The sequence below is a fragment of the Agromyces sp. Soil535 genome, from assembly GCF_001428255.1.
In the GTDB taxonomy this organism is placed as follows: Bacteria; Actinomycetota; Actinomycetes; order Actinomycetales; family Microbacteriaceae; genus Agromyces.
The window spans coordinates 52515-65040 of sequence record NZ_LMRW01000026.1; the positions used below are offsets into that span (position 1 = coordinate 52515).

Annotated in this window: 11 protein-coding genes; 5 read left to right on the forward strand and 6 right to left on the reverse strand. The window is 69.9% G+C overall.

Annotation, left to right across the window (positions count from 1 at the left end; genetic code table 11):
- Window positions 1-46: 46 nt before the first annotated feature.
- From ASG80_RS18775 to ASG80_RS23740, 3 genes are read left to right on the forward strand one after another with little or no spacing between them, the layout of a single operon-like run.
- Window positions 47-1057, forward strand: a complete 1011-nt coding sequence (locus tag ASG80_RS18775; RefSeq protein WP_056733576.1) for a malate dehydrogenase — start codon at window positions 47-49, stop codon at window positions 1055-1057.
- A gap of 38 nt (window positions 1058-1095) precedes the next feature.
- A complete protein-coding gene (locus ASG80_RS18780; RefSeq protein WP_082590678.1) occupies window positions 1096-1893 on the forward strand; it encodes a glycoside hydrolase family 16 protein in 798 nt (265 codons plus the stop codon).
- A 33-nt stretch (window positions 1894-1926) separates the two neighbouring features.
- The gene (locus ASG80_RS23740; RefSeq protein ID WP_156401951.1) at window positions 1927-2100 is read left to right on the forward strand and encodes an HPP family protein; all 174 of its coding nucleotides are present in this window, start codon (window positions 1927-1929) and stop codon (window positions 2098-2100) included.
- Window positions 2101-2192: 92 nt separating this feature from the next.
- On the opposite strand, the gene ASG80_RS18785 is transcribed toward ASG80_RS23740, so the two are convergent.
- On the reverse strand, window positions 2193-2960 hold the full coding sequence (locus tag ASG80_RS18785; protein ID WP_056733580.1) for a TetR/AcrR family transcriptional regulator: 768 nt from the start codon (window positions 2958-2960) through the stop codon (window positions 2193-2195).
- Window positions 2961-3084: 124 nt separating this feature from the next.
- On the opposite strand from ASG80_RS18785, the gene ASG80_RS18790 reads away from it, so the two are divergent.
- On the forward strand, window positions 3085-4041 hold the full coding sequence (locus ASG80_RS18790) for an ATP-binding cassette domain-containing protein (RefSeq protein ID WP_255355616.1): 957 nt from the start codon (window positions 3085-3087) through the stop codon (window positions 4039-4041).
- Window positions 4038-4877, forward strand: a complete 840-nt coding sequence (locus ASG80_RS18795) for an ABC transporter permease (protein ID WP_056733581.1) — start codon at window positions 4038-4040, stop codon at window positions 4875-4877. Before ASG80_RS18790 ends, ASG80_RS18795 begins: the two co-directional genes overlap by 4 nt.
- Window positions 4878-4879: 2 nt before the next feature.
- Here ASG80_RS18795 and ASG80_RS18800 read toward each other — a convergent pair whose 3' ends face one another.
- The 5 genes from ASG80_RS18800 to ASG80_RS18820 form a co-directional block, all read right to left on the reverse strand.
- Window positions 4880-6892 carry a beta-galactosidase gene (locus ASG80_RS18800; RefSeq protein ID WP_056733583.1) on the reverse strand — a complete coding sequence of 671 codons (2013 nt, stop codon included), beginning with the start codon at window positions 6890-6892 and terminating at the stop codon, window positions 4880-4882.
- 46 nt (window positions 6893-6938) lie between these two features.
- A complete protein-coding gene (locus ASG80_RS18805) occupies window positions 6939-7865 on the reverse strand; it encodes a carbohydrate ABC transporter permease (protein ID WP_056733585.1) in 927 nt (308 codons plus the stop codon).
- Entirely contained in the window at window positions 7862-8821 is a 960-nt protein-coding gene (locus ASG80_RS18810) for a carbohydrate ABC transporter permease (protein WP_056733587.1), read from the reverse strand. Before ASG80_RS18810 ends, ASG80_RS18805 begins: the two co-directional genes overlap by 4 nt.
- A 104-nt stretch (window positions 8822-8925) precedes the next feature.
- Window positions 8926-10275 (reverse strand): ABC transporter substrate-binding protein, encoded by a 1350-nt coding sequence (locus ASG80_RS18815; RefSeq protein WP_235508403.1) that lies wholly within the window; start codon window positions 10273-10275, stop codon window positions 8926-8928.
- A 49-nt stretch (window positions 10276-10324) separates the two neighbouring features.
- Entirely contained in the window at window positions 10325-12427 is a 2103-nt protein-coding gene (locus ASG80_RS18820) for a beta-galactosidase (protein ID WP_056733589.1), read from the reverse strand.
- Window positions 12428-12526 lie beyond the last annotated feature (99 nt).

The window sequence follows — 12526 nt, forward strand, 5'->3', positions numbered from 1 at the left end:
GTGGAGTGCTGAGGGCTCCAGCACCCGGCCCGGGTAGGCTCGCAACATGAGCGTCAAGCCGGTCACCATCACCATCACGGGCGCCGGGGGGCAGATCGGCTACGCCCTCCTCTTCCGGATCGCATCCGGCGGGATGCTCGGGCCGGACACCCCAGTGCGCCTGCACCTCCTCGAGATCCCGCAGGGCGTCCGCGCGGCCGAGGGTGCGGCCCTCGAGCTGCAGGACTCGGCGTTCCCACTGCTCACCCACGTCGACGTGTTCGACGGGGCCGCGGCGGCGTTCTCCGGCACGAACCTCGCCCTCCTGGTCGGCGCACGTCCCCGCACGGCGGGGATGGAGCGCGGCGAGCTGCTCTCCGCGAACGGCGGAATCTTCGGGCCGCAGGGCGAGGCGATCAACGCGCACGCGGCCGACGACGTGCGCGTCGTCGTGGTCGGCAACCCGGCCAACACGAACGCGCTCATTGCCGCGGCGCACGCGCCGGATGTCCCGGCCGACCGCTTCACCGCACTCACCCGCCTCGACCACAACCGCGCGCTCGGGCAGCTCGCGCCCGACGTCGGCACGCCCGTCGGCGAGATCCGCAACGTCACGATCTGGGGCAATCACTCGGCGACGCAGTTTCCCGATGTCGCACACGCGACGGCTGCGGGGAACTCGGTGCCGGCGCTTCTCGCGGCCCGCCTCGGCGGGACGGATGCCGCGCGCGAGTGGCTCGTCGACGCCTTCATCCCGCGCGTCGCCAAGCGCGGCGCCGAGATCATCGAGGTGCGCGGTTCGTCGTCGGTCGCGTCCGCCGCGAGCGCGACGATCGACCATGTGCGCGACTGGGTGCACGGCACGACCGACGGCTGGACGAGCGCCGCCGTCGTCTCCGACGGGTCGTACGACGTGCCCGAGGGACTCGTCTCCTCGTTCCCCGTCGAGTCCGTCGACGGGGCGTGGCGCATCGTGCAGGGGCTCGACCTCGACGCGTTCGCGCGGTACCGCATCGCGGCATCCATCGCCGAGCTCGAAGACGAACGCGAGGCCGTGCGCGCGCTCGGCCTGATCTGAGGCAGCAGGCACGCAGGCAGCGGGGAGAGGGTGCGACGATGACTGATGACGCCACGCTCGACCTCAGCGGGTACACGCTCGTCGTCGACGAGCAGTTCGACGGCGACGACCTCGCCGACACGCGCTGGTTCCCGTATTACACGCCGCACTGGAGCTCTCGCGCGGCCACGCGCGCCCGCTACGAGGTCTCGGGCGGCACGCTGAAGCTCCGCATCGACGCCGACACGGAGCCCTGGTCACCCGAGTTCGACGGCGACGTGCGCGTCTCCCACCTGCAGACCGGCCAGTTCTCGGGACCGGTGGGCAGCGGCATCGGCCAGCACCGGTTCCGCGCCGGGCTCGTGGTGCGCGAGGCGCAGGACGAGGAGCGGCTTTGGCTGCCGCACTTCGGCGTCATCGAGGCGCGGGCCCGCGGCATCCGGCACCCGCAGGCCATGGTCGCGCTCTGGCCGATCGGGTTCGAGGACGAGCCCCGTGACTGCGGCGAGCTCTGCATCTTCGAGATCTTCGGCAGCGAGATCGGCGACGAGAGCGGACTCGTCGGCGTGGGGGTGAAGCCGCAGCACGACCCGCGCCTCGCGATGGACTTCGAGAAGGTGCGCGTCGACGGCGACCTCACCGAGTTCCACGACTATGCGGTCGAGTGGCTGCCCGACCGCGTGCGGTTCTTCATCGACGGTCGGCTGGCGAAGACGGTCGACCAGGCCATCGCCTATCCGGTGCAGCTCATGCTCGACGTCTACGAGCTCCCGACGGATGCCCCCCGCGACACGTCGTCGCATCCGCTCGTGTTCGAGGTGGCGCACGTGCGCGAGTACGTGCCGCGCGTGCGGTGACCCGCCCGCTCGCGCCGCGCCTAGGCTGGTGGCATGGCCTCCGAACCGATGTCCTCCGCCCGACGCAAGCAGCTCATCGTGGGCCTCGTGGTGGGCGCGATCGTCGGCGTCGGCATCAGCCTCTGGACGGGCTTCTGGCTGTGGCTCGCGGCAGGACTGGTCGTGGGGATCGCGGCCGGCGCGCTCCTGAAGCCGCCCGCGGAGTAACCCCCTTCGCGGGTTGAGGAACGGCGCAGCCGCGTCTCGAAACCCGCTCACCACGCGAGCGTATGGGTTTGGAGACGGCGCTGCGCGCCTCCTCAACCCGCAGACTTCACGTACGCCTCGATGCCGTCGATGACGCGGGCGAGTCCGAAGTGGAATGCGCGCTCGGGGTCGGCCGCGGCGCCGTACTCCTCGCCCGCCGCCTGCCCGACGCGGCCGGAGATGGGGTAACGCGTCGGATCCATGATCTGCTCGAGGATCGGGGCGTTGCGCTCCCACCACTCCTCGTCGCTCTCGGTGGACGTGCGACGCAGGCGCTCGGCATCGAGATAGGCGCGCGCGGGCCCGGAGACGAAGCCCGTGACGAGCGTGATCACCTGGTCCATGTCGAGGTCGCTGAGGCCGAGGCCCTCGATCGCGCGCAGGCTCCACTCCCACCGGTCCGACACGTTCGGCCCGAGCGGGGGCCGGCTCGTGTCGATGGCGAGCAGCCACGGATGCCGCAGGTACTCGTTCCACGCGAGGCGCGCGACCTGCTCGAGGCGCTCGCGGAGCGATCCGCCGGGCGCGGGCAGCGGCTGCTCACCGGCGACGCGATCGACCATGAGGTCGATGAGCTCCGCCTTGCCCGGCACGTAGGTGTAGACCGACATCGGCTTCAGCCCGAGACGGTCGGCGATGCGGCGCATCGAGAGGGTCTCGATGCCCTCCTCATCGGCGATCTCGATCGCGGCGTCGACCACGGCATCGACACTCGTGCGCTGCTTGGGGCCGCGCGACCCCACCGGCTCGCCGAGCCGGTCGCGCCAGAGCAACCGGAGAGTGCGGTCGGGTTCGCCTCGCCCGGTGGATTCGGTCGACATGGGGGCTAGCCTACATTCTCCGTATGCTGTACGGTTTAAGAATAACCCCGTACAACGTACGCTGAAAGAGAGCGATACTCAGAAATCCGGCTCGAACCCATCCCCGACCCTCGAGGCGGCCGGCCTGCGCAAGCACTACGGGCGGACGCAGGCGCTCGACGGCTTCGACCTCACCGTGGCGGCCGGCACCGTGCACGGCCTCCTCGGACCCAACGGCGCCGGCAAGACCACGGCCGTGCGGTGCCTCACCACGCTCACCGAGCTCGACGAGGGCACCGCGACCATCGCCGGCCTCGCCGTGCGCCGCCGCCCGCGCGCCGTGCGCGAGCGCATCGGCCTCGTCGGCCAGTTCCACGCGGTCGACGAGGCCCTCACCGCCCGCCAGAACCTCACGCTGTTCGCCCGGCTGAGCGGCCTCTCGAAGCCGAAGGCCGTGCAGCGCTCCGAGGCGCTGCTCGAGGCATTCGCGCTGGCGGATGCTGCGACCCGGGCGGTGTCCGGGTTCTCGGGCGGCATGCGCCGTCGCCTCGACATCGCGGCGAGCCTCGTGCTGACCCCGGCGATCCTGTTCCTCGACGAGCCGACCACCGGACTCGATCCGCGCGGGCGCGCCACGGTGTGGCAGGCCGTGCGCGAGGTCGCCGCCGCGGGAACCACGGTGCTGCTCACCACCCAGTACCTCGACGAAGCCGACCAGCTCGCCGACCGCATCTCGGTCATGGACCACGGCCGCGTCATCGCCGAGGGCACTCCCGCGGAGCTCAAGCGGCGCATCGGAGGCGACCGCGTCGACGCCGCGCTCGCCGACGGCGGTCGGCTTGCGGAGGCCGCGCGGGTGGTCGGCGACGCGACGGGAGCCGAGACATCCGTCGACCGTGACACCCGCACGATCACGGTCGAGGTCGCCGATGGCGGCAAGGCGCTCACGTCCATCGTGCGCGCACTCGACGCCGCCTCGCTCGAGGTCGACGACCTCGCGTTGCGCCGCCCCACCCTCGACGAGGTGTTCCTGCACCTCACCGCACCCGCCGAGGATCGAGACACCCCGCGCACCGCCCTGACTTCCGAGGAGGCACGATGACCACGACACATCCGCACCCCGTCATCGCCGCCGCGCCCGGCCTGCGCGACCGGCGTTCGAACGCCCTGCGCGAGGGATGGCTCATCGCGGGCCGCGACCTCCTGCACTGGGTGCGCGAGCCCTGGGGCCTCGTCTTCGGCCTCGCGTTCAACCTCATGCTGATCCTCATGTTCGGGTTCCTCTTCGGCGGGGCCATCGAGGTGCCGGGCGGCGGCGACTACATCTCCTACCTGCTGCCCGGCATGTTCGCCCTGGCGATGCTGTTCGGACTCGAGGGCACGATGACCGCCATGGCGGAGGATGCGAAGCGCGGCATCACCGATCGCTTCCGCTCGCTGCCCATCTCGAGCACGTCGGTGGCACTCGGTCGCGCGATCGCCGACCTCGCCAACTCGGTGCTCGGCCTCGCGGTGCTCATGGTCGGCGGGCTCCTCATCGGATGGCGCCCGACCACCGGCCCCGCCGAGATCGCGCTCGGCGTATTGCTGCTGCTCTGGCTCCGCTTCTCGCTGCTCTGGCTCGGGATCTTCCTCGGCCTGCGCTTCCGCGGTGCCGGCGCGACCACGGCGGTGCAGGTGCTCGTCTGGCCGATCGGCTTCCTCTCGACCGTGTTCGTCTCCGCCGAGACGATGCCCGGCTGGCTGGGCGTGATCGCCTCGTGGAATCCGGTGTCCGCGACCGCGACGGCGGCACGTGAGCTGTTCGGGAACCCCACGGGCGTCACGAGCGGCTGGCTCGCCGAGCACGCGGTGCTCGCGGCATCCGTCTGGCCGCTCGCGATCACGCTCGTGTTCCTGCCGCTCGCGGCGACGGCGTACCGCCGCCTGCGGCGGTGACCTCAGCTGCCGACGATCGCGACGCCCTGCGGCGGGAGCACCAGCCCCATGGCCGCTCGGCCCGTGAGGATGTCCATCCCATCGACGTCGATCCGGGCTTCATCAGGCCCGTGATTGATGACGAACAGAGATCGCCCTCGCCGGACGCACTCCACGTTCGCGCCGCTCGCCGCAACGGGCAGCACGTCGACCCCGGCGTCGGTGACGACGCGTTCGACCAGGCGTCGCAGTGCGCCGTGCTCGGGCAGCGTCGCGACGTACCAGCCGCGGCCGCCGCCGACCGTGCGCCTGGTCACCGCCGGCCACTCCTCGAGCGCGCCACCGCCGAAGCGGGCGAGGATCTCGGCATCCTCCACGCGCACGGCTTCGCTCCACACGACGCCGAACGCGTCGTCTCCGAGCAGCTCGCCAGTGAGCGGCACCGGCGGCGGCGCTTGGCCGCCCGTCGCGCGGAGATCGGGTGCGGCAGGCGGGGCGAACTCCTCGATCCACACGCCGAGCGCGGCCCGGAGCGGCTCGCCGAGGTACCCGCCCAGCCGGATGTGCAGGTGTTCGTCGGTGATCCCCGAGGAGAAGCCGACGACGAGCGTGCCGCCGCGTTCCGCGAACGAGGCGAGGTTCGCGGCCTGGGCGTCGGTGATGACGAAATGCGCCGGTGCCACCACGACGCGATAGCCGGAGAGGTCGTCCTGCGCGCGGACGAAGTCGACCGCCAATCCGAGTGAGCTGAGGGCCCGGTGCCACGCGAACAGGACCTCGACGTACGAGACGGTGGTCGGCGACGCGGGCTGCTCGACCGCCCACCAGCTGTCCCAGTCCAGCGCGATCGCGACGCTGGACGGCACCCTCGTCCCCGCGATGGCGTCGTCGCCGGTGCGCTCCGACAGCGCGCCGAGCTCGGCGCCGAGCTGCTCAACTTCACGCCAGACGCGTGTGTCGGTGCCGGCGTGCGGCACGAGGCCCGAGTGGAACTTCTCCGACCCTGCGGCGGACTGGCGCCATTGGAAGAACAGCACGCCGTCGGCGCCGCGCGCGATCGACTGGTACGACCACGCGCGCATCTGTCCGGGCGACTTCGCCGCGTTCTGCGCGCGCCAGTTCACCGCGCTCGGCGCCTGCTCCATGAGCAGCCAGGGCGCTCCGCCGCCCAGCGACCGCATGAGGTCGCGCACCATGGCCGCGTAGGCGGGCGACATGGGATCGGCCGGGTCGGGGTAGGTGTCGTCCGAGACGACATCGACCTCCTGCGCCCATTTCCAGTAGTCCACCGGCTTGAAGAAGCCCATGAAGTTGGTCGTGATCCGAACGTCGGAACGCGCGCGGATCACCTCGACCTCCGCCCGGTAGCAGGCCAGCAGCTCGTCGCTCGAGAAGCGATCGAAGTCGAGCAGCTGGGTCGGGTTGCGGAAGGTCGGTGCGGTACGCGGGGGCATGACCTCCTCGAACGAGTCGTACCGCTGCGACCAGAACGCCGTGCCCCACGCCCGGTTGAGCTCGTCGATCGAGCCGTACTTCGCCGCGAGCCACTCCCGGAACGCGGCCGCCGACACATCGCAGTAGCAGCGGCTGACGTGACATCCGTACTCGTTGTTCACATGCCAGAGCTCGAGCGCCGGATGCTGCGCGTACCGCTCCACCAGTCGGGTGACGAGCTCTCGCGCCCGCTCTCGGTAGACGGGCGAGCTCGGGCAGTACTGCTGTCGGCTGCCGACCGACAGTCGCACGCCGTCCTCGGTCACGGGGAGCGTCTCGGGATGCCGCACCGCGAGCCATGGCGGCGGCGAGGCGGTGGCCGAGGCGAGGTCGACGCGGATCCCGTTCGCGTGCAGGAGATCCAGCACCTCGTCGAGCCACCCGAAGTCGTACTCGCCCGGGCGCGGCTCAAGGCGGGCCCACGAGAACACGCCGACCGTGGCGAGCGTGATGCCGCCACGGTTCATGAGGCGCACGTCCTCGTCCCAGACCTCCCTCGGCCACTGCTCGGGGTTGTAGTCGCCGCCGTACCAGATCGTCACGTCGTCCCTCCTCGAAGAGCTTCGCTGGCGAGCCGCCGCGCGTCGTTCATTCCTTCACGCTTCCGGTCGCGAGCCCTGACTGCCAGTACCGTTGGAGGAACAGGAACGCGAGCACGAGCGGGACGATCGAGACGAGCGAGCCGGTGATCACCGTCGAGAACAGCGCCTGCGAGCCGCCGCCCTGGCTTGCCGCCGACTGGAGCTGCGCGAGGCCGACAGTGATGGGATACAGGTCCGAGCTGTTCAGCATGATCAGCGGCAGGAAGTAGTTGTTCCACGTCGCGACCAGCGAGAAGAGGAACACGGTGACGAGACCGGGCCCGAGCAGGCGCAGGCCGACCTGCCAGAAGATCCGGAACTCACCCGCCCCGTCCACGCGTGCCGCCTCGATGAGTCCGTCGGGGATGGCATCCGCCGAGTACACCCGCATGAGGTACACCCCGAACGGACTGACGAGCGACGGGACGATGACCGCCCACGGGGTGTCCGTCAGGCCGGCCGAGGAGAACAGCAGGTAGGTCGGGAGCGCCAGCGCCGTGAGCGGGATCATGATCGCGCCGAGCGTCGCGCTGAAGAGCGCCCTCTTGCCGGGGAACTCGTACTTCGCGAACGCGTAGCCCGCCATGGTGGAGAGCAGCGTCGCACCGACCGCGGCGCTGATCGAGTACACGAAGGTGTTCACGAGCCAGCGCGTGAAGATGCCGTCGCGCACGGAGAACAGCGTCTGCAGGTTCTCCCAGAGCGAGAAGTCCCCACCGAACCACAGGCCGAACGTCGTGAAGAGCGCGGCGTTGTCCTTGGTCGACGAGACGAGCAGCCACCACAACGGCAGCACGAAGTACAGTACGCACAGCCAGAGCAGCACCGTGAGCAAGGTGCTCCTACGCCGCTCGGGTGCGAAATGGCGCGCGGCGCGGCGCGATCCCGTGGCGTCGCCGATCGTCACCGCCGCGCGGGTCTCCGTCGAGGTCATGACAGCCCCCGTTCACGTCGCTCGCGTCGTTGCGCACCGAGCTGCACGATGTACGAGACCACCGCGATGACGATCCCGAGCAGGAACGCGATGGATGCCGCGTAATTCAGCTCCTGGTTCACGAACGCGAGGTTGTAGGCGTAGAAGTTCGGGGTGTACGAGTTGATCACCACGTTGGGCGCGATGATCGAGAGCAGGCTCGGCTCGGCGAACAACTGGAACGACCCGATGACCGAGAAGATGATCGTCAGCAGGATCGCCGGGCGGATGGCCGGGATCTTGATGCTCCAGGCGAGTCGGAACTGACCGGCGCCGTCGATCTCGGCGGCCTCGTACAGCTCGGTGGGAATCGACCGCAGGGCCGCGTACATGATGATCATGTTGTAGCCGACGAACTCCCACGTGACGATGTTCATCATCGAGCCGAGCATGTTCTCGGCCGAGAGGAAGTCGGGTGTCCCGAGCCCCACCGCCCGGGAGATCTGCGCGATCGGGCCGAAGTCGGGCCCGTACAGGTACCCCCACATGAGCGTGGCGACCACCGCGGGCACGGCGTACGGCATGTAGATGAGCAGGCGGATGGCCTTCGAGCCGCGAGCCCGGAAGCTGTCGAGCGCCAGGGCGAAGAACAGTGCCAGGCCGAGCATGATCGGCACCTGGACGATGAAGAACAGGCCCACCCGGCCGAGACCTTCGAGGAAGAGCGGGTCGGTGATCGCCCGGACGTAGTTGCCGAGCCCGGTGAAGACCTCGCCGCCGATCAGCTTGCTCTCGAACAGGCTGAGGTACCCCGAGTAGACGAGGGGCACCACCAGCATCGTGATGAACACGACGAAGAACGGCAGGAGGAAGAGGTACGCGGCGAGGTGCTGCTTGCGCTTCGTCGTGCTCGCGCGGCGCTTCGGTGGTGGTGCGGCGGAGGGGCGCTCGACAGTGAGCGCCGGGGAGTTCGACATGGCGGCTCCTTCTCTTGGTGGATGTCGGCTCGGCGATGGACGGACGGGCAGCCGGAGGTGGGAGCAGGGCCCCCGCCGCTTCGGTCGGCGGGCGCCCCGCGGGCTCACTCGACGGTGAAGCCCTGGTCCTCCGCGTACTTCACCAGCTCGTCCTGCCAGACGTCGAGCGCTGCGGCGATGTCGCCCTTGTCCGCGATCACGGTGCCCATCGTCTCCTCGTAGGTCGAATAGACGTAGTCCATGAACGGAACCCACTCGAAGTCGGTGTCGACGGTTGTGGAGATCTCGGCGAACAGCTTGTTGACCTCCTGGCCGCCGTAGAACTCCGACTGCTGGTCGACGAACGTGGGATCCTCGAGCACCGACACCTGCGGCGGATAGAGGAACTGCTCCGTCGCGAGCATCATCGCCGACTCCTCGTCGTTGTTGATGAACTTCGCGAGCTCGTAGGCCGCGATGGGGTTCTCGCTCGAGGCGAGCACCGCGTCGGACGAGCCGCCCCAGTTGCCCGAGACCTCCTCGCCCGCCGACCACTGCGGGAGCGGAGCTGCGCGCCAGAGGCCCGACGTGCTCTCTGCGGTGCCCTGCAGGAACACGGGAGCCCACGCTGCGGTGAGCCAGCCGGCGTACTTGCCGTTCGCGAGGCCCTGGTACCAGGTGTCGTTGAAGTCGACGTCGGTCGAGATCAGGTCGGCCTGGATCAGCTCGGTCCAGTAGGTCGCGACCTCCTTGGCCTCGGCGCTGTTGACGTCGATCTTCACGGTCTCGGATCCGTCGTAGCCGAAGGGCTTGATGCCCGCCTGCCAGAAGAAGCCGATCATCTGCCCGGCCTGGGTAGCGCCGAGGTTGGAGATGTACGAGCCCGTGGCATCCTTCACGGCCTTGGCGGCCACTGCGTAGTCGTCGTACGTAGCCGGCGGCTCGGTGATTCCGGCCGCCGCCAGGATGTCCTCGCGGTACAGGTTGCCCATCGGCCCGACGTCTTGAGGGATCGCCCACACTTCGTCACCTGGCGACACCTGGTTCCACGCCCAGCCGACGTAGCCGTCGGCGAGGTCGTCGGCACCGTACGGCGTAAGGTCGAGCAGGGACTCGGGGAGCACGAACGACGGGATGTACTGGTACTCGACCTGCGCGACATCCGGTGCGCCCTCGCCGGCCTCGATCGCGCTGCGGAGCTTCTGGTAGTGCACGAGGCCCTGGCCGACGTTCTCGACCGTGACGTCGATCTCGGGGTACGCCTCCTCGAACAGGGCGACCTCGTTCTCAATGTCGGGTACCCACGTCCAGAACGTGAGCTCGGTGGGGGTGCTCAGTGCCTCCTCTCGCTGCTCGTCGGTGATCGGACCGGTGGTATCACCGGAATCGCCACCGGGCGTGCAGCCGGAGAGGAGCAGTGCTGTGGTGACAGCGCCGACGCCGAGCGCCAGTGCTGTCCTTGGTGCGTTCCTCATGACCTTCTCTTCCTTCTTCTCGGAGGCCGGGGCAGGGGTGCCCGGGCCCTCACCCATCGAGCAGGGTCAGCGTCGACCATGCGGAGAGGGGGAGTTCGGTTCCCGCGGGATGGCGGGCGTCGTCGGCCGGATCCACCACGTCGCGAGCGATGCGCACGACCGTGTCGGTCCAGCTCCAGTTGAACGCGAACCAGGCGTGCCGGCCGTCGGGGAGCGTTCCCGACGACACGGTCACGGGCAGGTCCCGTTCCGGTGCGAGCTCGTCGGCGACGGCAGACGGCGCCGCCCAGCGCACGATGTCGCGGGCCAGCGCCGGCGAGGGCACGCAGCCCACGACGGTGACGCGGCCCTCTCCGTGAGGGTGCGTCGTCACCGCGGCGAAGTCGCCGAAGCGCGGATGCCGGTAGCGGGCGAGCACGTCGGCGCCGTCGGCGATGAGCCCGTCCGCCCAGAGGGTGGCGGTCGCCTCGGCGGATGCCTCGAACGGGTCCTCCGCGTCGACCGGGACGTCCTCGAGCAGGTTGGAGAATTCCTCGTAGCGGATGCCGGCCGCATCACGGAGCCGGTCCGGCGCGACGGCGACACGGGCACGCGCCTCCTCGTCGCCGTAGCCGGTGCGGATGCCGACGATCAGGTGCCCGCCGGCCGCCGCGTACTCCACGAGCAGGTCGAGGTCGTCGTCCGATGCGACATACAGCGCGGGCGCGACGAGCACCGGGAACCGCGCCGCGAGCTCGGCGCCCCCGAGGTCGCGCGCCTGGGTCACGTGGAGGATCCGCGACTGAGCGCCCGAATCGATGACGCCGCGGTGGAACGCGTCGACGATCCGCTGGTACGACTGCCCGTCGGGCTTGCCGTCCCGCATCAGCGGCGGGAAGTACTCGAGCGCGAACCGGCTGTCGTTCGACCAGAGCAGCGCGACGTCGGCGTCGGGCTCGAAGCCGTCGAGTGCGTCGCCGATCCGCCCGAGCCTGGCGCCGAGCTCGGAGACCTCGCGGTACACCCGGCCTGGCACCAGGCTGTGCGGCAGCACGCCGCCCCAGTACGTCTCGGTGCCGTACGGCAGGGTGTGCCAATGCCAGTACTCGATCATCGCGGCGCCGCGGGAGACGAAGGCGAATGCGGCCTGGGCGAGCTGGCCGGGGTACGCCGGCAGGTTGAACTCCGATCCCCCGATCGTCTGCGCGTCGGTCTCGGTGACGAGGAAGCGCGACTGCTTCGACGAGTAGAGCCGGTCGGCCTGCCGCATGAGCGCGGCCACGCCCGAGGTCGTCCACGGCGTGACCGGCTCGAGGTCGATGGTGGCGTCGAGGTGGTCCTGCATCGCGTAGTAGGGGTTGCCGGCGGTGATGTCGAGCGTGCGCACGAGTGCCTCATCGTCGAGCGCGGGCCGGGGGTACGCGATGCAGGTGGTCACGAACTGGAGATCGTGCGCGTACTCGCGCACGATCTCGGCCTGCCAGGCGATGAACTCCGTCGTCAGGTCGGCCTGGTAGCGGCGCCACGCGAGGTCGTACTGCGGCAGCGAGTTGCCGTCGGGCGTCCACAGGTCGGACCAGTCGCTCAGGCGATGCGACCAGTACGTCAGCCCCCACTCCCGGTTCAGCGTCTCGACGTCGCCGTACTGCTGCCGGAGCCGCCGGACGAACCGCTTGAACGTCCCGCGGTTGTGGAAGAGCTCGACGCCGGGCTCGTTGTCGACCTGGTAGCCGATCACCGCGGGGTGGTCGGCGTACCTCGACACCACCGCACGGATCACGCGTTCCGCGTGGAATCGGAACGCCGGGTGGGAGTAGTCCACCTCCTGGCGCGCGCCCCACGGCACGGGCTCCCCGGTGCGGCGCTCGGCGGCGATCTCGGGATGGGCCGTCTGCAGCCACGGCGGCACCGCATACGTCGGCGTGCCGAGGATCACGGCGATCCCGCGGTCGTGCGCGCCGTCGAGCACCGGCTGCAGCCAGTCGAGGTCGAACTCGCCGTCGCGCGGCTCCCACGTCGACCACACCGATTCGCCAACCCGGATGACGGTGAACCCCGCCTGCTCCATGAGGTCGAGGTCTTCGGCCGTGCGCTCCTCGCGGTGGTACTCCGCGTAGTAGGCGGCGCCGAACAGCAGTCGGCCGAAGGGCTGGACGGGCTCACGGGTCTTCATCTGGTGCGTACTCCGTTGTATGGCGCAGGTGGCGGATCAGTGGGGACGTGACCAGAATGTTTTCGACAACATTCCGGCGACACCAGAATGTTGCCGATA